At 58.9% G+C, this 19,193-nt stretch carries 17 protein-coding genes, 1 other RNA gene and 1 pseudogene; 12 read left to right on the top strand and 7 right to left on the bottom strand.

Going from position 1 to position 19,193, the window contains the following annotated elements; genetic code table 11:
• Positions 1–14 precede the first annotated feature (14 nt).
• The 8 genes from ccoG to D3Z90_RS18755 all read left to right on the top strand — a co-directional run bounded on the left by ccoG (position 15) and on the right by D3Z90_RS18755 (position 8,420).
• Positions 15–1,430: a cytochrome c oxidase accessory protein CcoG gene (gene ccoG / locus D3Z90_RS18720; RefSeq protein WP_136477426.1), complete on the top strand. Its 1,416-nt coding sequence runs from the start codon at positions 15–17 to the stop codon at positions 1,428–1,430.
• 12 nt (positions 1,431–1,442) lie between these two features.
• A complete protein-coding gene (locus D3Z90_RS18725) occupies positions 1,443–1,982 on the top strand; it encodes a FixH family protein (protein ID WP_136477427.1) in 540 nt (179 codons plus the stop codon).
• A 77-nt stretch (positions 1,983–2,059) separates the two neighbouring features.
• Positions 2,060–4,513, top strand: coding sequence for a heavy metal translocating P-type ATPase (locus D3Z90_RS18730; RefSeq protein ID WP_136477428.1), 2,454 nt, complete (start codon positions 2,060–2,062; stop codon positions 4,511–4,513).
• A gap of 12 nt (positions 4,514–4,525) precedes the next feature.
• Complete coding sequence (gene ccoS, locus D3Z90_RS18735) at positions 4,526–4,738, top strand: cbb3-type cytochrome oxidase assembly protein CcoS (RefSeq protein ID WP_136477429.1); 213 nt, start codon at positions 4,526–4,528, stop codon at positions 4,736–4,738.
• Positions 4,731–5,414, top strand: a complete 684-nt coding sequence (locus D3Z90_RS18740) for a sulfite exporter TauE/SafE family protein (RefSeq protein ID WP_136477430.1) — start codon at positions 4,731–4,733, stop codon at positions 5,412–5,414. The genes ccoS and D3Z90_RS18740 overlap by 8 nt, the downstream gene beginning before the upstream one ends.
• 105 nt (positions 5,415–5,519) lie before the next feature.
• On the top strand, positions 5,520–6,902 hold the full coding sequence (gene hemN, locus D3Z90_RS18745) for an oxygen-independent coproporphyrinogen III oxidase (protein ID WP_136477431.1): 1,383 nt from the start codon (positions 5,520–5,522) through the stop codon (positions 6,900–6,902).
• 179 nt (positions 6,903–7,081) lie between these two features.
• The gene (gene fnrA / locus D3Z90_RS18750) at positions 7,082–7,816 is read left to right on the top strand and encodes a Crp/Fnr family transcriptional regulator FnrA (protein WP_136477432.1); all 735 of its coding nucleotides are present in this window, start codon (positions 7,082–7,084) and stop codon (positions 7,814–7,816) included.
• A 55-nt stretch (positions 7,817–7,871) separates the two neighbouring features.
• Entirely contained in the window at positions 7,872–8,420 is a 549-nt protein-coding gene (locus D3Z90_RS18755) for an adenine phosphoribosyltransferase (RefSeq protein ID WP_136477433.1), read from the top strand.
• 91 nt (positions 8,421–8,511) lie between these two features.
• Here the strand turns inward: D3Z90_RS18755 and recR are convergent, their stop codons facing one another.
• The 3 genes from recR to dnaX all read right to left on the bottom strand — a co-directional run bounded on the left by recR (position 8,512) and on the right by dnaX (position 11,661).
• Positions 8,512–9,114 carry a recombination mediator RecR gene (gene recR / locus D3Z90_RS18760; RefSeq protein ID WP_136477434.1) on the bottom strand — a complete coding sequence of 201 codons (603 nt, stop codon included), beginning with the start codon at positions 9,112–9,114 and terminating at the stop codon, positions 8,512–8,514.
• Between the two features lie 96 nt (positions 9,115–9,210).
• Positions 9,211–9,537 carry a YbaB/EbfC family nucleoid-associated protein gene (locus D3Z90_RS18765; protein WP_028945400.1) on the bottom strand — a complete coding sequence of 109 codons (327 nt, stop codon included), beginning with the start codon at positions 9,535–9,537 and terminating at the stop codon, positions 9,211–9,213.
• A 69-nt stretch (positions 9,538–9,606) separates the two neighbouring features.
• Positions 9,607–11,661, bottom strand: coding sequence for a DNA polymerase III subunit gamma/tau (gene dnaX, locus D3Z90_RS18770; RefSeq protein WP_136477435.1), 2,055 nt, complete (start codon positions 11,659–11,661; stop codon positions 9,607–9,609).
• A 129-nt stretch (positions 11,662–11,790) separates the two neighbouring features.
• Here dnaX and D3Z90_RS18775 point away from each other — a divergent pair, with 129 nt between their 5' ends.
• Complete coding sequence (locus D3Z90_RS18775) at positions 11,791–12,552, top strand: ABC transporter substrate-binding protein (RefSeq protein ID WP_136477436.1); 762 nt, start codon at positions 11,791–11,793, stop codon at positions 12,550–12,552.
• A 6-nt stretch (positions 12,553–12,558) separates the two neighbouring features.
• Here D3Z90_RS18775 and D3Z90_RS18780 read toward each other — a convergent pair whose 3' ends face one another.
• Complete coding sequence (locus D3Z90_RS18780; protein WP_136477437.1) at positions 12,559–13,053, bottom strand: DUF2938 domain-containing protein; 495 nt, start codon at positions 13,051–13,053, stop codon at positions 12,559–12,561.
• Positions 13,054–13,134: 81 nt separating this feature from the next.
• Here D3Z90_RS18780 and D3Z90_RS18785 point away from each other — a divergent pair, with 81 nt between their 5' ends.
• The 3 genes and pseudogenes from D3Z90_RS18785 to D3Z90_RS27410 form a co-directional block, all read left to right on the top strand.
• Positions 13,135–13,566, top strand: coding sequence for a helix-turn-helix domain-containing protein (locus D3Z90_RS18785; RefSeq protein WP_136477438.1), 432 nt, complete (start codon positions 13,135–13,137; stop codon positions 13,564–13,566).
• Between the two features lie 186 nt (positions 13,567–13,752).
• On the top strand, positions 13,753–13,887 hold the full coding sequence (locus D3Z90_RS27145) for a hypothetical protein (protein WP_256658256.1): 135 nt from the start codon (positions 13,753–13,755) through the stop codon (positions 13,885–13,887).
• A gap of 202 nt (positions 13,888–14,089) precedes the next feature.
• Positions 14,090–14,523, top strand: a pseudogene (locus D3Z90_RS27410) (hypothetical protein); the annotation flags it as partial.
• Positions 14,524–15,302: 779 nt separating this feature from the next.
• On the opposite strand, the gene ffs reads toward D3Z90_RS27410, so the two are convergent.
• The 3 genes from ffs to ligA form a co-directional block, all read right to left on the bottom strand.
• An RNA gene (gene ffs, locus D3Z90_RS18800) (signal recognition particle sRNA small type) lies at positions 15,303–15,399 on the bottom strand.
• Positions 15,400–15,546: 147 nt separating this feature from the next.
• The gene (locus D3Z90_RS18805) at positions 15,547–16,686 is read right to left on the bottom strand and encodes a putative zinc-binding metallopeptidase (RefSeq protein ID WP_136477440.1); all 1,140 of its coding nucleotides are present in this window, start codon (positions 16,684–16,686) and stop codon (positions 15,547–15,549) included.
• Between the two features lie 59 nt (positions 16,687–16,745).
• Positions 16,746–19,100, bottom strand: a complete 2,355-nt coding sequence (gene ligA, locus D3Z90_RS18810) for an NAD-dependent DNA ligase LigA (RefSeq protein ID WP_136477441.1) — start codon at positions 19,098–19,100, stop codon at positions 16,746–16,748.
• Positions 19,101–19,193: the final 93 nt, after the last annotated feature.

Raw genomic sequence — 19,193 nt, forward strand, 5'->3', positions numbered from 1 at the left:
CGTGGGACTCAATGATGAGCAAGCAGATTCCAGTACATGATGTCACCCCGCCTGCCAATAAAGACAAGAACAGCGTCGATCTCTACGCCGCTCGGGAAAAAATCTATACCCGGGCCTTTACCGGTATTTTCCGTAACCTGCGCATGGTCGGCGGCGCCGTCCTGTTCCTCCTGTATTTCGGCACGGTGTGGCTGAATTGGGGTGAGCACCAGGCAGTCTGGTGGAACCTCCCAGAGCGGAAGTTCTACATCTTTGGCGCAACCATTTGGCCCCAGGACTTCATCCTGCTTTCCGGCTTGTTGATCGTTGCAGCCTTCGGTCTGTTTTTTATCACCGTATTCGCCGGTCGTGTCTGGTGCGGTTATACCTGCCCGCAAAGTGTCTGGACGTGGATTTTCATGTGGTGCGAAAAGGTCACTGAAGGTGACCGCAACCAGCGCATGAAGCTCGACAAAGCACCCATGAGCGGCAATAAATTCCTGCGCAAGCTGGCCAAGCACAGCCTATGGCTGCTGATCGGCTTTGTGACCGGCATGACCTTCGTCGGCTACTTCTCACCGATTCGCGAACTGGTGGTGGAGTTCTTTACCGGCCAGGCCGATGGTTGGGCGTATTTCTGGGTCGGCTTCTTTACCTTGGCCACCTACGGCAATGCCGGCTGGCTACGCGAACAGGTGTGCATCTACATGTGCCCTTATGCGCGCTTCCAGAGTGTGATGTTCGACAAGGACACCCTGATTGTTTCCTACGACCCTCGCCGCGGTGAAACCCGTGGTCCGCGCAAAAAGGACATCGACTACAAAGCCAAGGGCCTGGGTGATTGCATCGACTGCACCATGTGTGTCCAGGTTTGTCCGACCGGCATCGACATTCGCGACGGCTTGCAGATCGAATGCATTGGCTGCGCCGCTTGCATCGATGCCTGCGACACCATCATGGACAAGATGAACTACCCCAAAGGTTTGATCAGCTACACCACCGAGCACAACCTTTCCGGGCAGAAAACCCATATGCTGCGCCCTCGCCTGATCGGTTACGCGCTGGTCTTGCTGGCCATGATCGGCCTGCTTTCCAGTGCCTTCATCATGCGCTCGCTGGTAGGCTTCGACGTCAGTAAAGACCGCGTCCTGTACCGCGAAAATGCCCAGGGCTGGATCGAAAACGTCTACAGCCTGAAAGTGATGAACAAAGACCAGCAAGATCATGTGTATGTGCTTGAAGCTGCCGGTCTTCCGGATCTCAAGCTCGATGGTGCGAAGGAAATCCGCGTAGCGGCCGGCGACATTGTCAGCTTGCCGGTACAACTGTCGATGGCCCCGGAAAAACTGCCATCCAGCACCAACGAAGTTACTTTCATCCTCAGGGACGCTGACGACAGCGCCACCCAGGTTGAAGCCAAGAGCCGATTCATTGGCCCACAAATTAGATAAGAGACTGCCTTTATGCCTTCTGCTACCGCCGCAAGCCCTTGGTACAAGCATCTATGGCCGTGGATCATCATCGGGGTGCTGGCCACCTCGGTGACCCTCAGCCTGACCATGGTGACGATCGCGGTGAACAACCCGGACAACCTGGTCAACGACAACTACTACGAGGCAGGCAAAGGCATCAACCGCGCGCTGGACCGCGAACTGCTGGCCCAGACCCTGAACCTCAAGGCGAGCGTGCACCTTGATGAGTTGACCGGCGAAGTCGATTTGCGCCTCACTGGCGACAGCCTGCCGAAAACCCTTGAGCTGAATCTGATCTCGCCCACCCAGCCGGAAAAGGACCGGAAAATTGTCCTGACTCAAAGCGAAAGCGAAGCCGGACGCTACATTGGCCAACTCAACGACAAAGTAGAAGGTCGTCGTTTCGTCGAACTGCTCGGCAGCCAGGATGAACATGTATGGCGTCTGTTCGAAGAAGAACAGGTCGGCCACGACAAAACCCTGCAGTTGGGCGACGAAGCACTGCAAGGGGCTGAACACCTCGAAAAATAAGTCGTCCCTGATCGCGGCGCACGCCCGCCCCAACAGCCCCGCGATCAGAGTCACCCAAGACCTTGCGATAGATTGCCATGACCAGCCCCACGCCGTGCTACCACTGCGCCCTGCCCGTTCCCGCCGGCAGCCACTTCACCGCCGTGGTACTCGGCCAGGTCCGCGAATTTTGCTGCCCCGGCTGCCAGGCCGTGGCCGAAGCCATTGTCGCTGGCAATCTGGAGAGCTATTACCAGCACCGCAGTGAAGCCAGCGCCAACCCCGAAGCGCTGCCCCAGCAACTGGTCGACGAACTGGCCCTGTATGACCGAGCTGACGTGCAGAAGCCCTTCGTTCGCCACAGCGGTGAACTGGCCGAAACCACTTTACTGATCGAGGGCATAAGTTGCGCCGCGTGCGGCTGGCTGATCGAAAAGCACCTGCGCAGCCTGCCTGGGGTCGCCGAAGCTCGGCTTAACCTGTCCAACCACCGCCTTCACGTGAACTGGGCCGACAGCCAACTGCCGCTGTCCACGTTACTGGCACAGTTGCGCCACATCGGTTACGCGGCCCACCCCTATCAGGCCGACCGCGCAGCTGAACAACTGGCCAATGAAAACCGCACAGCCTTGCGCCAACTCGGCGTGGCCGGCCTGTTATGGTTTCAGGCCATGATGGCAACCATGGCCACATGGCCTGAATTCAACATCGACCTTAGCCCGGAACTACACACCATCCTGCGTTGGGTCGCGCTGTTCCTTACCACTCCAATCGTTTTCTATAGCTGCGCGCCCTTCTTCCGAGGCGCCGCCCGCGACTTGCGCACGCGCCACCTGACCATGGATGTCTCGGTATCTCTGGCCATCGGCCTTGCCTATGGTGCGGGTATCTGGACCGCAATCACCGGCAGCGGCGAACTGTACTTCGATGCGGTGGGCATGTTCGCCCTGTTCCTCCTGGCAGGTCGCTATTTGGAACGCCGCGCACGTGAGCGTACCGCCGCGGCCACGGCGCAACTGGTCAACCTGCTGCCGGCCTCGTGCCTGCGTCTGGGCGCAGCGGGCCAGAGCGAACGAATCCTGCTTCGAGAACTGCAACTGGGTGACAGTGTCCTGATTCAACCCGGCCACGTGATTCCCGCCGACGGGCGGATCGTCAGTGGCCAATCCAGTGTCGATGAATCGCTGCTGACCGGTGAATATCTGCCGCAGCCCCGCCAACCGGGCGACGCTGTCACAGCCGGCACCCTCAACGTCGAAAGCGCACTGACCGTCGAAGTCCTGGCCCTGGGCCAGGATACGCGCCTGTCCGCCATCGTCCGCTTGCTGGAGCGCGCGCAGTCGGAAAAGCCGCGTCTGGCAGAAATCGCCGACCGCGCCTCACAGTGCTTCCTGCTGTTCTCCCTGGTTGCATCTGCCGTCATCGGCCTGCTGTGGTGGGAGCTAGACCCATCGCGCGCATTCTGGATTGTCCTGGCCATGCTGGTCGCCACCTGCCCCTGTGCCCTGTCCTTGGCCACCCCGACTGCACTGACCGCCGCTACCGGCACGCTGCACAAGCTCGGCCTCCTGCTAACCCGCGGTCATGTGCTTGAAGGCCTGAACCAGATCGACACGGTGATCTTCGACAAGACCGGCACCCTTACCGAAGGTCGTTTGACCTTGCGCGCCATTCGCCCGCTGGCCAGCAGCGATGCCGATCAGTGCCTGATGCTCGCCGCGGCGCTAGAGAATCGCTCCGAGCACCCGATTGCTCGCGCCTTCGGCCGTGCCAGCGTGGCCGCCGAAGAGGTGCAGGCCGAGCCTGGCCTGGGGCTCGAAGGGTTGGTACAAGGCCAACGCCTGCGCATCGGCGAACCCGGGTTCGTCTGCGCCCTGAGCGCAGCCCCGGTTCCGCCGATGCCAGCAGAGCCAGGGCAATGGTTGCTCCTCGGCAACAGCCAAGGCCCGTTGGCCTGGCTAGTGCTTGATGACCGCCTGCGCAGCGATGCCGCCGATCTGCTCGCAGCGTGTCGCGCCCGTGGCTGGCAAACCTTGTTGCTGTCTGGCGACAGTTCGCCGATGGTGCAAAGCGTCGCTGCCGAACTACAGATCGACGAGGCCATCGGTGGCCTGCGCCCTGATGACAAGCTGGAAAAGCTCAAATCCCTGCAACAACAGGGACGCAAAGTGCTGATGCTCGGCGACGGCGTCAACGATGTGCCAGTGCTTGCTGCCGCGGATATCAGTATCGCCATGGGCTCGGCCACCGACCTGGCCAAGACCAGCGCCGACGCAGTACTGTTGTCCAACCGCCTCGACGCGCTGGTCCAGGCCTTCAGCCTGGCGCGTCGCACACGCCGGATCATTATCGAGAACCTGCTCTGGGCAGCGCTGTATAATGGCCTGATGTTGCCCTTTGCAGCCCTGGGTTGGATCACACCGATATGGGCGGCCGTGGGCATGTCGGTCAGCTCGCTGATCGTAGTACTCAACGCGCTGCGCCTTACCCGTATCAGCGATCCCGTAGCCGCCGACGCAGCGGCCCGCGACTCACACCCGGCCACGGCCTGATCAGGAGCCTCCATGCCCGCGTTATATGTAATGATTCCGGCCGCGCTGCTGATCGTCGCCATTGCTGTGTTCATCTTCTTCTGGGCAGTGGACAGCGGCCAGTACGACGACCTCGACGGCCCGGCGCACAGCATTCTGTTCGACGACCAAGACCCGCAGCACACCGCTGCCATGGACCAAGCCGACGGCAAGAAACCCGAAGACGGCGCGCCTCCTCGTGCTTGATCTGCTCCCGTTGCTCAGCTCGGCATTGATTCTCGGTCTGTTGGGTGGCGGACACTGCCTGGGTATGTGCGGTGGCTTGATGGGCGCCCTGACCCTGGCCATTCCCAAGGAACAGCGCAGCCGCCGCTTTCGCTTGCTACTGGCCTATAACCTCGGCCGCATCTTGAGCTACGCCCTGGCCGGTCTGCTGCTCGGGCTGGCCGGTTGGGCGGTAGCCAACAGTCCGGTTGCCGTGGCCATGCGCGTAGTGGCGGCCTTACTGCTGATCAGCATGGGCTTGTATCTGGCAGGCTGGTGGAGCGGTCTGACCCGCATTGAAAGTCTGGGACGCGGCCTATGGCGGCATATTCAACCTATCGCCAATCGCCTGCTACCCGTTTCCAGCCTGCCCCGTGCCCTGCTGCTTGGCACCCTGTGGGGCTGGCTGCCCTGCGGCCTGGTCTACAGCACGCTGCTATGGGCAGCGAGTCAGGGCAATGCCGGCAACAGTGCCCTGTTGATGCTGGCCTTTGGTCTTGGCACCTGGCCGGTGTTGCTTGCCACAGGCCTTGCCGCCGAACGCACCAATGCCTTGCTGCGCAAACGTGGTGTGCGTGTCGCTGGAGGCTTGCTGGTGATTCTGTTTGGCCTCTGGACCCTTCCCGGCCCGCACCAACATTGGCTGATGGGCCACTGACACACCTGCCAGATGCAAACAAAAACGCCGTTGATGCAAATCAAGACGGCATATTCACCACCCCCTAGACTTCGCCCATTGCTGCCTATTCTGGGGATTGCCCACATGCTCGACGCACTCCGTTGGGACTCCGACCTGATCCGTCGCTACGACCTGTCCGGTCCACGCTACACCTCGTATCCGACCGCAGTGCAACTGCACAGCGAAGTCGGTTCCTTCGATTTGCTGCACGCTCTGCGAGACAGCCGCCGTGCGGTACGCCCGTTGTCGCTGTATGTGCATGTGCCATTCTGCGCCAATATTTGCTACTACTGTGCCTGCAACAAAGTCATCACCAAGGATCGCGCTCGCGCCCAGCCTTATCTGCAGCGCCTGGAGCAGGAAATCCAGCTGATCGCCTGCCACCTGGACCCCAAGCAGACTGTCGAACAGCTGCATTTTGGTGGCGGTACTCCAACTTTTCTAAGCCACGTTGAATTACGTCAACTGATGGCTCACTTGCGCCAGCATTTCAACCTGCTGGACGACGACTCCGGTGACTATGGCATCGAGATCGACCCGCGAGAGGCCGACTGGCCAACCATGGGTCTGTTGCGAGAGTTGGGCTTCAATCGTGTCAGCCTTGGCGTCCAGGACCTGGATCCCGCGGTACAGCGCGCCATCAATCGCTTGCAAAGCCTGGAACAGACGCGCGCGATCATCGAGGCTGCACGGACGCTGCAATTTCGCTCGATCAATATCGACCTGATCTATGGCCTACCCAAACAGACGCCGGAAGGTTTCGCGCGCACCGTCGATGAAATCATCAAATTGCAACCGGACAGGCTATCGGTGTTCAACTATGCGCACTTGCCGGAACGCTTCATGCCCCAGCGGCGCATCGACAGCAATGACTTGCCAAGCCCTGCCACTAAGCTTGAGATGCTGCACAACACCATCGAGCAGCTGACAGCAGCAGGTTACCGCTACATCGGCATGGACCACTTCGCACTACCTGATGACGAACTGGCCATCGCCCAGGAAGAATCGACCCTTCAGCGCAACTTCCAGGGTTACACCACCCACGGTCACTGCGACCTGATCGGCCTTGGCGTGTCTGCCATCAGCCAGATCGGCGAGCTGTACTGCCAGAACACCAGCGACCTGAATAATTATCAGGACACACTGTCGACGGCTCAGCTGGCCACCAGTCGTGGGCTGCTCTGCACGAGCGATGATCGCGTGCGCCGCGCAGTGATCCAACAGTTGATCTGCCATTTCGAGTTGGACTTCGAAACCATCGAACAGCAATTCACTATCGATTTTCGCGGTTACTTCAAAGACCAATGGCCCGCGCTGCAAGCCATGCACAACGATGGCTTGATCAGCCTCAGCAACCAGCGCATCGAGGTACGTCCGGCCGGGCGCCTGCTCGTACGCTCGGTGTGTATGGTGTTTGACGCCTACCTCGGCATGCACAACCAACAGCGTTTTTCCCGGGTGATCTGACGGTTCAAATGCGGGTACTGTTTACAGTAATACTTGTTAAGCACACTATTGTTCAGAGTGAGGTCGGACGATAAGCCGCACCTCAACCAGCCCACCTTACCCAGGCGCGGGCTGGCCGAAACCCCATGCCCTGAGTTACCCTTACGGCTTATGTGTGCTTTACACCAAGGAATGAAGAAATGTCCGAGCCAGTCAAACTGCGCCCTCATAACCAGGCCCATTGCAAGGATTGCAGCCTGGCGCCTCTATGCCTGCCATTGTCATTGAACATGGAAGATATGGACGCACTGGATGAAATCGTCAAACGCGGGCGTCCGCTGAAAAAAGGCGAGTTTCTGTTCCGCCAGGGTGACAATTTCGCTTCGGTCTATGCAGTGCGTTCCGGCGCCCTGAAAACCTTCAGCCTCAGTGACAGCGGTGAAGAACAAATCACCGGTTTTCACCTGCCAAGCGAGCTGGTCGGCCTGTCCGGCATGGACACCGAAGCCTACCCGGTGTCGGCCCAGGCCCAGGAAACCACTTCGGTCTGTGAAATTCCCTTCGAACGCCTCGACGAACTGTCGGTGCAACTACCACAACTGCGTCGTCAGCTGATGCGGGTGATGAGCCGCGAAATTCGCGATGACCAGCAAATGATGCTGCTGTTGTCGAAGAAAACCGCGGACGAGCGCATCGCGACGTTCCTGGTCAACCTATCCGCACGCTTCCGTGCGCGTGGGTATTCGGCCAACCAGTTCCGCCTGAGCATGTCGCGCAACGAAATCGGCAACTACCTGGGCCTGGCCGTGGAAACGGTTTCACGCGTTTTCACCCGTTTCCAGCAAAACGGCCTGATCGCCGCCGAAGGCAAGGAAATCCACATTCTTGATCCGATCCAGCTGTGTGCGCTGGCCGGCGGCGCTATAGAGAGCTGAGCCCGCAGGATAAAGGTATACTGGCGGGTATTCGTTTCTCAGGACACCCGCCCCCATGCACAGCGACACTTTCGACCTCAAAGCCCTTATCCGCCCGGTTCCCGACTTTCCGAAAGCCGGTGTAATCTTCCGAGACATCACCCCGCTGTTCCAGTCGCCACGGGGCCTGCGTCATGTGGCTGACGCCTTCATCGAACGTTATGTCGAGGCTGAATTCAGCCATATCGGGGCCATGGATGCGCGCGGTTTTCTGATCGGTTCGATCATTGCCCACCAACTGAACAAGCCACTGATTCTGTTCCGCAAACAGGGCAAGCTGCCGGCCGATGTCCTTGCCGAAGGCTACCAGACCGAATACGGCGAAGCATTCCTGGAAGTGCATGCAGACAGCTTGTGCGAAGGTGACTCGGTGCTGGTTTTCGACGACTTGATCGCCACTGGCGGTACCTTGCTGGCAGCCACCAACCTGGTACGCCGCATGGGTGCACAAGTGTTCGAGGCGGCGGCAATTATTGACCTGCCCGAACTGGAAGGCTCCCAGCGCCTGAACGCTGCCGGCGTACCGACCTTCTGCCTGACCGAATTCTCGCTGAGCGAGCGGTAATCCTTTAGAGCGCATCGTCAGGCAAGCTCGCTCCCATCGCTTGGACCACCGGCAGAGGGAGCGGGCTTGACCCACATTCAATAACTGCAGCTCACAACGAAATCGGCTTACGCCCGGCAAATGAATGCGCCAGCGTACCGCCATCCACCAATTCCAGCTCGCCACCCAATGGCACGCCGTGGGCAATACGCGAAGCCACAAGCCCCTTGTCGGCCAGCAACTGGGCGATGTAATGAGCAGTCGCCTCGCCTTCCACCGTCGGGTTGGTGGCCAGGATGACCTCAGTAAAGGCGCTTTGCTGCTCGATTCGCGCCATCAACTGCGGAATGCCGATGGCCTCGGGCCCCAGGCCATCTAGCGGTGACAAGTGCCCCTTGAGCACAAAGTAACGACCGCGATAGCCGGTCTGCTCTACCGCATAGACATCCATCGGCCCCTCAACCACGCACAGCAGCGTATCGTCACGGCGCGGATCAGCACATTGCGGGCACAGCTCTTGCTCGGTCAGGGTTCGGCATTGACGACAATGGCCAACCCCTTCCATGGCCTGGCTCAGCGCCTGAGCCAGGCGCAGACCGCCGCTGCGGTCGCGCTCAAGCAATTGCAGAGCCATGCGCTGAGCGGTTTTCTGGCCGACACCGGGCAAGGTGCGCAAGGCATCGATCAATTGGCGAATCAGTGGGCTGAAGCTCATGGTGGTTAGCCTGAAATTTCAAAAAAGCGGGAAAAACGACGATGGGAGCAACGACCCTACAGTCGCGCTCCCACCGAAGGTACTACAAGTATCGACTCAGAATGGCATCTTGAAGCCAGGTGGCAACTGCATGCCAGCAGTCATGCCGCCCATTTTTTCCTGGCTGTTCTGCTCGACCTTGCGCACGGCGTCGTTGACGGCGGCAGCGATCAGGTCTTCCAGGACTTCTTTGTCTTCTTGCATCAGGCTGTCATCCAGGCTGATGCGCTTGACGTCGTGACGACCGGTCATCACCACACTCACCAGGCCAGCGCCCGATTGGCCGGTCACTTCGGCATTGGCCAGTTCTTCCTGCATCTTGGCCATTTTTTCCTGCATTTGCTGAGCCTGCTTCATCAGGCCGGCCATGCCACCTTTCATCATGGGGATCACCTCAAATTTAGACTTACGGGATGCGGCGCGGGCTCGACCCGGGCCGCTTGTGTCATTCGGTCATTCGCCCTGGGTTACCGGGGCGTCTACAGGTTCAATGGTATCGTGTCGAACCATTGCACCAAACTGCTTGATCATCTGCTGGATGAGCGGATCGGCGTCAATCGACGCCTCGGCTTCTCCCTGGCGCTCTGCACGCTTGCGCGCCGCCGCCTGAGCGGGGGTTTCCTGCTCCGGGCGGATCAATTCGATAGACAGCTTCAGCGGACGCCCGAAATGCTGGTTCAAGGCGTCGTTCAAGCGGCGCTGCTGGGTAGCGTTGAACAGGGCACTGTGGGCCGGGTCCAGGTGCAGCAGCCAATCATCGCCTTCGGCGGCGATCAACGTACAGTTGGCGGCGATACTGCCGGTCATCCCGGAAATCGGCAACTGCGGGAATAATTCCAGCCATTGCAACGCCAGGCCAGTGGCCGGCATGGCTGCCGGCAACGGTTCGGGGGCAACGGCCGGGGTGTCCTCATGGACATGCTCGATGGCCAGCTCGTCCAGGTAGCTGTAACTTGCCGGATCCATCTCAGGCTCGTAGTAATCTTCATCCAGCGGCGGCTCGTCGTCCCGATCCATACCTGCCGGGCTGTAGCCGATGTGGTCGTTGAGAGGCGGCTCATCCTGGCGAGCAGCAGGCTGTGCTGGCGCCGGTACGGGCTCCGGCTGTGGGGTTTCGATTATCGGCTCAGCCGCAGCGTCGGGCTCGACCGGCACAGCATCGTTCCAGGGCAGATCGATCACCGGCTCAGGCGCCGCTTCCTCGGTGTCGACCGCAGCGGGCTCGGGCTCGGGCTCGGGCTCGGGCTCGGGTACAGGCTCGGCAACCGGTAACGACTGCGCAACGACAGGAGCAGGTTCGACAACCGCTATAGGCGTCACCGCAGGCGCAACGACGCCAGGTGCTGCCACCGCTGTTGCCGAATCAGCTGTGGCCTGGCTGATCCCCACCGGCTTTAGCACCGGAGTCGGCGCATCATCGGTATCGGCTGGACGGAACGCCAACATGCGCAACAGGACCATTTCGAAGCCACTGCGCGGTTCGGGCGCCAATGGCAGGTCCCGGCGACCGATCAGCCCCATTTGATAGTAGAACTGAACATCTTCGGCGGGCAGCGCCTGCGCCAGGGCCAGTACTCGGTCACGATCGCCCTGGCCGTTATCGACCGCCTCAGGTAGCGCCTGGGCAATGGCGACGCGATGCAGCACATTGAGCATCTCGGCCAGCACACCGCTCCAATCCGGCCCCTGCTCGGCCAGATGACGCACGGCTTCAAGCAAAGCACGCGCATCACCTTCGAGCAGCGCCTGCAGCACGCCATAGACCTGCCCATGATCGAGCGTACCGAGCATGGCCCGCACATCTGCGGCCAATACTTTGCCTTCGCCGAAGGCAATAGCCTGATCGGTGAGACTCATGGCATCGCGCATCGAGCCATCAGCCGCACGGCCCAGCAACCACAACGCATCATCTTCGAAAGGAACGTTTTCGGCGCCCAGCACATGACTCAAGTGCTCGACCACCCGCTCCGGCGTCATGTTCTTCAGCGAAAACTGCAGGCAGCGAGAAAGAATGGTTGCCGGCAGCTTCTGCGGATCAGTGGTGGCGAGAATGAACTTGACGTAAGGCGGTGGCTCTTCCAGGGTCTTGAGCAAAGCGTTGAACGAGTGGCTGGAAAGCATGTGCACTTCGTCGATCAGGTAGACCTTGAAGCGACCACGGCTCGGTGCGTACTGCACGTTATCCAGCAGCTCGCGGGTATCCTCGACCTTGGTACGGCTGGCGGCGTCGATTTCGATCAGATCGACAAAACGACCCTCATCGATCTCCCGGCATACCGAACAGGTGCCACATGGCGTGGACGTGATCCCGGTTTCGCAGTTCAGGCACTTGGCGATAATTCGCGCAATCGTGGTCTTGCCCACGCCTCGAGTACCGGTAAACAGGTAGGCGTGGTGCAGGCGCTGGTTGTCCAGCGCGTTGATCAAGGCCTTGAGCACATGGGTCTGGCCGACCATTTCGCGGAACGAGCGCGGACGCCATTTACGTGCAAGAACCTGATAACTCATCGAAAACCGTCAAATAGCTAGATCAAAGACCGCTAATCCTAGCGGAGCAGCCCTGAAATTGCATCCGCTATGCGGCCTAACGTATAAGCTTTGTTCGCCGGGATGCTGAGGCGACACAGGGAGAAGTGGATGCGCTGGGTTTTAAACCTGTTGATGCTGTACATCGGCCAGCTTACGGCAGATGAGCTACCGCCTATGCGCTTTGCCGTTGCCGATAGCTGGACCATGCCGTTGGTACACATCGAGAACAACCAACCGGTCGACGGCATCATGTTTGACATGATGAATGCGTTGGCCGTGCACACCGGACATCGCCCCGAGTTTGTGGTGATCCCCCGCTTGCGCCTGCCAATGGCCATGGAGCGTGGCAGCGTAGACGTGCGCTGCTTTGTCATGCCGGCCTGGGCCGACGATGCACACAACAACTACAGCTGGAGCCAGCCACTGTTCAAACAGCGCGACCTCCTGGTTACCCTGAACTCAAAAGCGGTGCCCACAAACCTGGCGCAAATGCCTCGGCAGGCTATCGGCACCGTACTTGGCTTCAAATATCCTGTGCTGCAGCCACAATTCGATAATGGCCACTTCGAGCGAGACGATGCGCGCAACCAGCTGCAAGTGCTGCAAAAGCTCCAGGCCGGGCGCTACAGCTATGCGGTGAGCAGCCAGCTGAGCCTGGACTGGTTCAACCGACAACTCCCCGCAGAGCAGCGCCTGAAGGGGCTGGCGGTATTGGAAGAGCAGCAATTGGGGTGCATGGTACGCAACGCCCCGTCTGTCCCTACACAAACCTTGCTGCGGGCGTTGGCGCAAATGAAGCAGTCGGGAGAAATCGAGCGGATTTTCCAGCGCTACGGCAGCCAGCCCACCTTGCCCCTGCCAGCCAACTGACGCAGCTCACGCCGCAAACACAGAAAACCCCAATCCCGACAGGTACAAACCCAGGCCAAATATCGTGTGCGTTACCAGGCTGCGCAGACAATTGCGCAATGGCGTCGGTGTTTTCGAGGCAGCGAACCCTGCCCCCATCGCCGGCTGCATGATGCACAGTGGCGCCACCACCGAACCCACACCCACGACCAGGGCGGGCCACAGCAGCGGCGACTGCAACCAATCGCTACCACAAGCTGCCAGCAACAAGGCAGCGAACAGCACACCGATGGCGTAGTGGATGATCCAGCCCCACATAAGCTCGGCGCGAACCGGCTGGGCCTTGGCAATGGCGGCATGACGCAATCTACCTTGCAACAGATGCCCCGCCCAACGCCCAACCATGGCGAAATTCAGCGTAGGTACCCCAAGACGCCGAAGCACCATCACCCAAAGATCGATGAGCAGTGTGGCCCCGGCACCGATCACTAAGCTTGCGATAACAAAAGTGGAGATAGGCATGTGAAACCCTCGCGCTATTGACGTCATGAAACCTGCCACGCAGCATAGAAGTTGAAGTCAACTTCAAGTCAAGGGTCAGACATGGACATTGCCGACGTCGCCAAACGCACCGGAGTTCCCGCTTCGACATTGCGTTATTACGAGAAAAAAGGGCTGATCACCTCACTGGCAGCCCCGGGCCAGCGACGCCAATTCGCCGCCGATGTCATCGAGCGCCTGGCGTTGATATCACTGGGGCAGGCGTCCGGTTTTTCCCTGGACGAAGTGAGCAGCATGCTGATCCATCTGCGCGTCGATCGACAGATGTTGGTAGAAAAGGCTGAAGAACTCGAAGCCAACGCCAGACGCCTGCAGGCGATGAGCAAAGGCCTGCGCCATGCAGCTCACTGTCCGCAGGAGGATCATTTGAACTGCCCGACGTTTCAGCGCTTGTTGAAGCTGGCCGCCGCAGGCGCGTTGCCTAATGCGAAGCTGAAATCCAATATCAGTGGCCAGGGAAGTACAGGCGGCTAGGGGCATATCGCCTGCTCGCTTTGTTCAAACTCAATAAGCGTGTCGCTTCAACGCCGCACTAACACCTGACAGAAATATTAGCCTTCCAGCGGCCCGACATACTTCATTATAAATTTCAGAAATACCCTACATTCAGTTTAATCTTTTTTGAAGTAGTCTTTTGGGCCTACAAAAAGGATTGGTGCCATGACTACCTTACATTCGATGCTGTTCGTAAGTAAGGCGCTAGGATTGATTCCAGCGGCCAACACAACGTCAAAAGCCGCCGCCACTCAGGAAAAACTCCATTCCACTTCGATCAAGGAAGGAACGAAGGGATGAATTCGAATAGTTATGATATCTGGGACGTGAACAGCACAGCTAACAAACTTATTGGGAAAGCCCACACCATTAGTGCCCGGCATATTAAGAACGCTAGTACACGCATGCAGTTTAACCGAGAGGTTTCTTATTATGCCAAGCGTATTGCTGATGATGTCGCGCTAGGCCATAAAACCCCTGAACAGGGAATCCAGACTATCTTCCTGATCACCCGAAGCTCAAAAGCGCACTGGGGATCTCCAGTCGTAGCCTGGTACACCGCTGGACGAAGGCCGGTGCGCCAGATCAGATCCCCGGATATGCCACGCACATGGAAGGGGTTGCCAAGGCTGCCAAATACCTCAAGTACGGTGGTTGGCTCGGGACCTCCGTCGGAGCACTGACGCTTGCAAAAAAGTAAAATTCACTGAGTCCGGCAGCTTCGCCGGCGGAGTCGCTGGAGGTGCAATCGCTGGCTTCGCGCTTACTGGATCAACGACTGCAACGATATGCGTGGCACTTGGTGTCCCGAGTGGCGGTTTAGCCACTTTGGCTTGAGGGATTCTAGTGGTTGGGACTGGCTCGTTTGCCTCTGGAGCTATTGGCGGAATACTTGGGGAAGAAATTAGCGAGGTTATTTACGAGGCTACCAAATGACATTGAGTGTTGCTGATAAGATATTTTTAGTTTCAGGAATACTCGAATTTTCTGGGATACTCATTTGTCTTGGGACTGCGCTTCATATGGCTTATACCCAGATGGATTTGATCCTCGCGCATCTAAAAAATTGCCCCGCAGTCGTTAGTCAGATCCCGCTTAGGAATGGCGGGCCTTGGGGAAAGCTTCTACTGACAGGATGGATAGCTGGAATTGTCACATTCCCTGGATATTACCTAAAGCATGGTGGTGTCAGCGTCGAAGACTTGCGAAACCTTCCGCGCCCTTTAAAGCGAAAGCTAGTAACTTTGAAGTGGGCCTCGATCGTACTTCTTGCTGGACTATTAATACTTTTTTCTCTTAGAAAGACTGGCATTCTAAAATAACGACTCCGCGAGCGATGACACTTATATTTTTCATAGCGACAACCACAGGAAAAGCCGACTTAAACATGTCACTTTAACGCTGCACTAACACCTGACAGAAATAATCACGTTCGGCGCCCCGACATGCTTCATTAGAAATTTCAGAAATGCCCTACATCAGCTTGAAGCTTTTCCAAGTAACCTTTCGGGCCAACAAAAAGGATTGGCGCCATGACTACCGCAATACCAACATGGGTATCTCTGTGCCTACCGCTAGGAAAGTAAACGCCAAAAAACAAGCGCCCAATGCGCAAGCCAAGAGCTACCCGACCGGGTGTTCCTAGACGCTGTTCCACTTCGAGATTTTTGAGCGAGAAACCCTTTTAGAACCAAGGATTTAGAGATAGGTGGCGACCCCACCAGCCACACCCCGGCACACAATGTTCCCGCTGTGGCTGCTTCCTTCCGGATCTGACCAGGTTCACGGGTAATCGTTGCGGGGGGACCGATGGGGTCACCATAACGCAGCTCATCTGGCGACGAGCCGCGCCATTGTACCGGCATCAAGTGAAGATACAACCATTAATTCAAAAAAAACCATCGCCACTCAATGACTTGGCTCGTTTTCGTGGGTGGCGAGGCAACCCTCACACCGCGCTCATGGCGTCTGGCGAGCAATCCGCATGTGGATAAAGTGCAGCTTGGCCACCACCGGCTTGCTCAACACGAAGGGATAAAAATCCGCCTGCCCCATGCTGCGTGACAGTTCGTTAAGCATCGCCGAGAGTTCGACCCAGGCATTGAGAAACGCCAGGAAGCAAACCGCGCTGGGGTCGTCTGGGCAATACAGGTCTTCATGCTGGAACGGTGGATAGTCAAGGTCCAGACTTTTAGCGTTCATGCCCAGGGCCAAGGCGGTATCGAGAGCATCGCTCATGTGCAGGTAGTGGGCCCAGGTTTCCGCCCAGTCTTCCCAAGGGTGCATGGTCGCGTAGGCGCTGACATGGGCTTGCGCCCAATCTGCGGGCGCGCCTTGCTGGTAATGACGCTCAAGCGCCTCGGCGTAGTTCAGGCGCTCATCACCGAACAAGGCGCGAAAATCTTCCAACCAGTCTGATTGGGCAATCAAGCGATCCCAGTAGTAGTGGCCGACTTCGTGGCGCATATGGCCCAGCAAGGTTCGATAGGGTTCATGCAACTGCACCCGCACCCGCTCGCGCCAGTCATCGTCGGCCTCACGCACATCCAGGGTGATCAGCCCATCGGCGTGACCCGTGGTAGGCGCATTGCCCTCCAGGTCGACGCCAATGAAGTCGAACGCCAAGCCTTGTGTGTGGATGGCGCTTTTCGGCGTAACTGTAAGCCCCAGGTCCAGCAGTTGCGCGACCAGGCGCCGCTTGGCCATCTCCAGCTTGCACCAGCGCGCAGGGTTGTTGGCAATAGACAGGTCAGGAAGCGTTTGAGTCAAGCGACAAGCCAGGCACAAACTGTGCGGCTCATCAGCACTCAGTAGCCAATTGCAGGCCGCCGGGGTATCGAGATTGGCGCACCGGCGCTGAGCGCCCGCCTCAGGCGCACCATCGAGTAGCCAGAGGCCTTCACCAGCACCCGCCGACAGGCTGCTGATCTGATGGTCTGGCGGCCAAAAACCCAACGCGGCCTGACACGCCAGACAACGGCTGTTGCGAAAAAATACCGACTGCCCGCAACGGCATTGCCAAACCCTTGCCGCGCGCTGTTCACGACCGGCTAGTACGGCGGCGATCCTGCCGCTCAATTGCTCGAAAAAACGGTACATGATGGCCCTCCTGGCTACTCCCAGGACTAGACCACAGGTACCGCCACGAGTTTCTACGCTTACACAGCAATTCCCTGCTCGGTCAGGAAGGTCACGAATGCATCTTCATCCAACACCTTCAGACCCAGCTCGTTGGCCTTGGCCAACTTGGAGCCGGCACCGGGCCCAGCGACCACACAGTGAGTCTTGGCCGACACCGAACCGGCCACCTTGGCACCCAGGCTTTCGAGCTTGTCCTTGGCAATATCGCGGCTCATGCGCTCCAGCGAGCCAGTCAACACCCAGGTCTGACCAGCCAGCGGCAAGCCGGCAGCAACCTTTTTCTCACTCGTCCAATGCATGCCAAAGTCACGCAACTGCGCTTCGATGGCCAAGGCCAGCGCCGCGTTTGCCGGCACCTGGAAATAATTGCGCACTGCGTCCGCCTGCTTGGCAGCCAATGCCTGACGTAAGTCGATACCGTCGGCAGCGATGATCTTCTCCAGGCTGTCGAGCTTGGCCACCAGCTTCTCGGCGCCCGTCGGCCCTACCGAAGGAATATCCAGTTTGGCGATCAAGCCGGCCAGGGTAGTGCTTGCAGCGAACTCCGCCGCCAACTCGCCTTCATCCTGCAATTGCAGTCCACGCTCAAGCAATTGCGCAATGACGGTGCGGTTGTGCTCGTCTTCAAAGAAGCTGTGAATCTCATGCGCCACTTCCAGGCCAATATCCGGCAAGTAAGTGAGTACCTGCGGCAATGCCGCCATAACCCGCTGCAACGAGCCCAGAGAGCGCGCTAGCACCTTGGCTGTCTCTTCGCCTACATCAGGAATGCCGAGGGCATAGATGAAGCGTGCCAGGCCAGGCTGTTTGCTGGCGGCTATGGCTGCCAGCAGATTCTTGCTCGACAGTTCGGCAAATCCTTCCAGGTCGACAATCTGCTCGAACGTCAGCTGATAGAGGTCTGCCGGAGAACGAATCAGGCCTTCATCCACCAGTTGTTCGACGCTTTTTTCGCCAAGACCCTCAATATCCATGGCCCGTCGCGAAACGTAGTGAATGATCGCCTGCTTGAGTTGCGCGGCACAGGCCAGGCGGCCCACACAACGGTACACCGCACCCTCACTGACGGTTTCCTTGCCTTTGCTGCGTTTGATCAGTTGGGTGCGCTCAACCTGCGAACCACATACCGGGCACTGCGTGGGTATGTGCACGGGACGCGCATGGTCCGGACGTCGATCGGTCACAACCTGCATGACCTGCGGGATCACGTCGCCCGCGCGGCGAATGATAACCGTGTCGCCGATCATCAGGCCCAGGCGCGCCACTTCGTCCATGTTGTGCAATGTCGCGTTGGAGACCGTAACCCCAGCCACCTTCACTGGTTTCAGCCGAGCTACCGGAGTTACCGCGCCGGTGCGACCTACCTGGAATTCAACATCCAGCACTTCAGTCAGCTCTTCCATTGCCGGGAACTTGTGGGCAATGGCCCAACGCGGTTCGCGGGCACGAAAACCCAACTCGCGCTGGGAAGCCAGGCTGTTGACCTTGAACACGACGCCATCGATCTCGTAAGGCAGGTCGTTACGACGCGCACCGATATCGCGGTAGTACGCCAAGCACTCGGCCACGCCTGCGGCATGCCGCAGCTCGCGACTGATCGGCAAGCCCCAGGCCTTGAGCTGCTCGAGGGTACCGATGTGCGTATCAGCAAGTGGCGCCGAAACCTGGCCCAAGCCATAGCAGCAGAATTCCAGCGGGCGGCTGGCGGTGATCTTCGAATCCAACTGGCGCAAACTGCCCGCCGCGGCGTTGCGCGGGTTGGCGAAGGTTTTGGCGCCCGCCTCGATCTGCGCCAGGTTCAGGCGCTCGAACCCGGCCTTGGACATGTACACCTCACCGCGCACTTCCAGCACGGCAGGCCAGCCCTCGCCTTGTAGCTTCAGGGGAATGTTGCGCACGGTACGAACATTGACGCTGATGTCTTCGCCCGTGGTGCCATCACCTCGGGTGGCGCCCTGCACCAGTTGCCCGTCGCGATACAGCAGACTGACAGCCAGGCCATCGAGTTTGGGCTCACAGCTGTAGTCCACTGCCGCTGCATCACCGAACAGGTCGCCTGCTGGCAGGTCCAGACCCTCGACCACGCGCCGGTCGAACTCACGCAGGTCGTTCTCCTCGAAGGCGTTGCCCAGGCTGAGCATCGGTACTTCGTGGCGCACCTGACTGAATGCCGACAATGCCGCACCGCCGACCCGCTGAGTCGGCGAGTCAGGCGTTACCAGCTCAGGGTGCTCGGCCTCCAGTGCCTTGAGTTCATTGAACAGACGGTCGTACTCGGCGTCCGGAACGCTGGGCTCATCAAGCACATAGTAGCGATGGTTGTGCTGGTCGAGCTCGGCACGCAGTTCAAGGATTCGGGATTCGGCGGTCATTTTCATATTCTCTTGCAAAGCAAAAGAGCAGCCTGGGCTGCTCTTGCGTGTTCGGGGCGGGCCTTCGGGGCCTTATCACGGGGCAAGCCCGCT

Source organism: Pseudomonas sp. DG56-2 (assembly GCF_004803755.1).
Classification (GTDB): Bacteria; Pseudomonadota; Gammaproteobacteria; order Pseudomonadales; family Pseudomonadaceae; genus Aquipseudomonas; species Aquipseudomonas auratipiscis.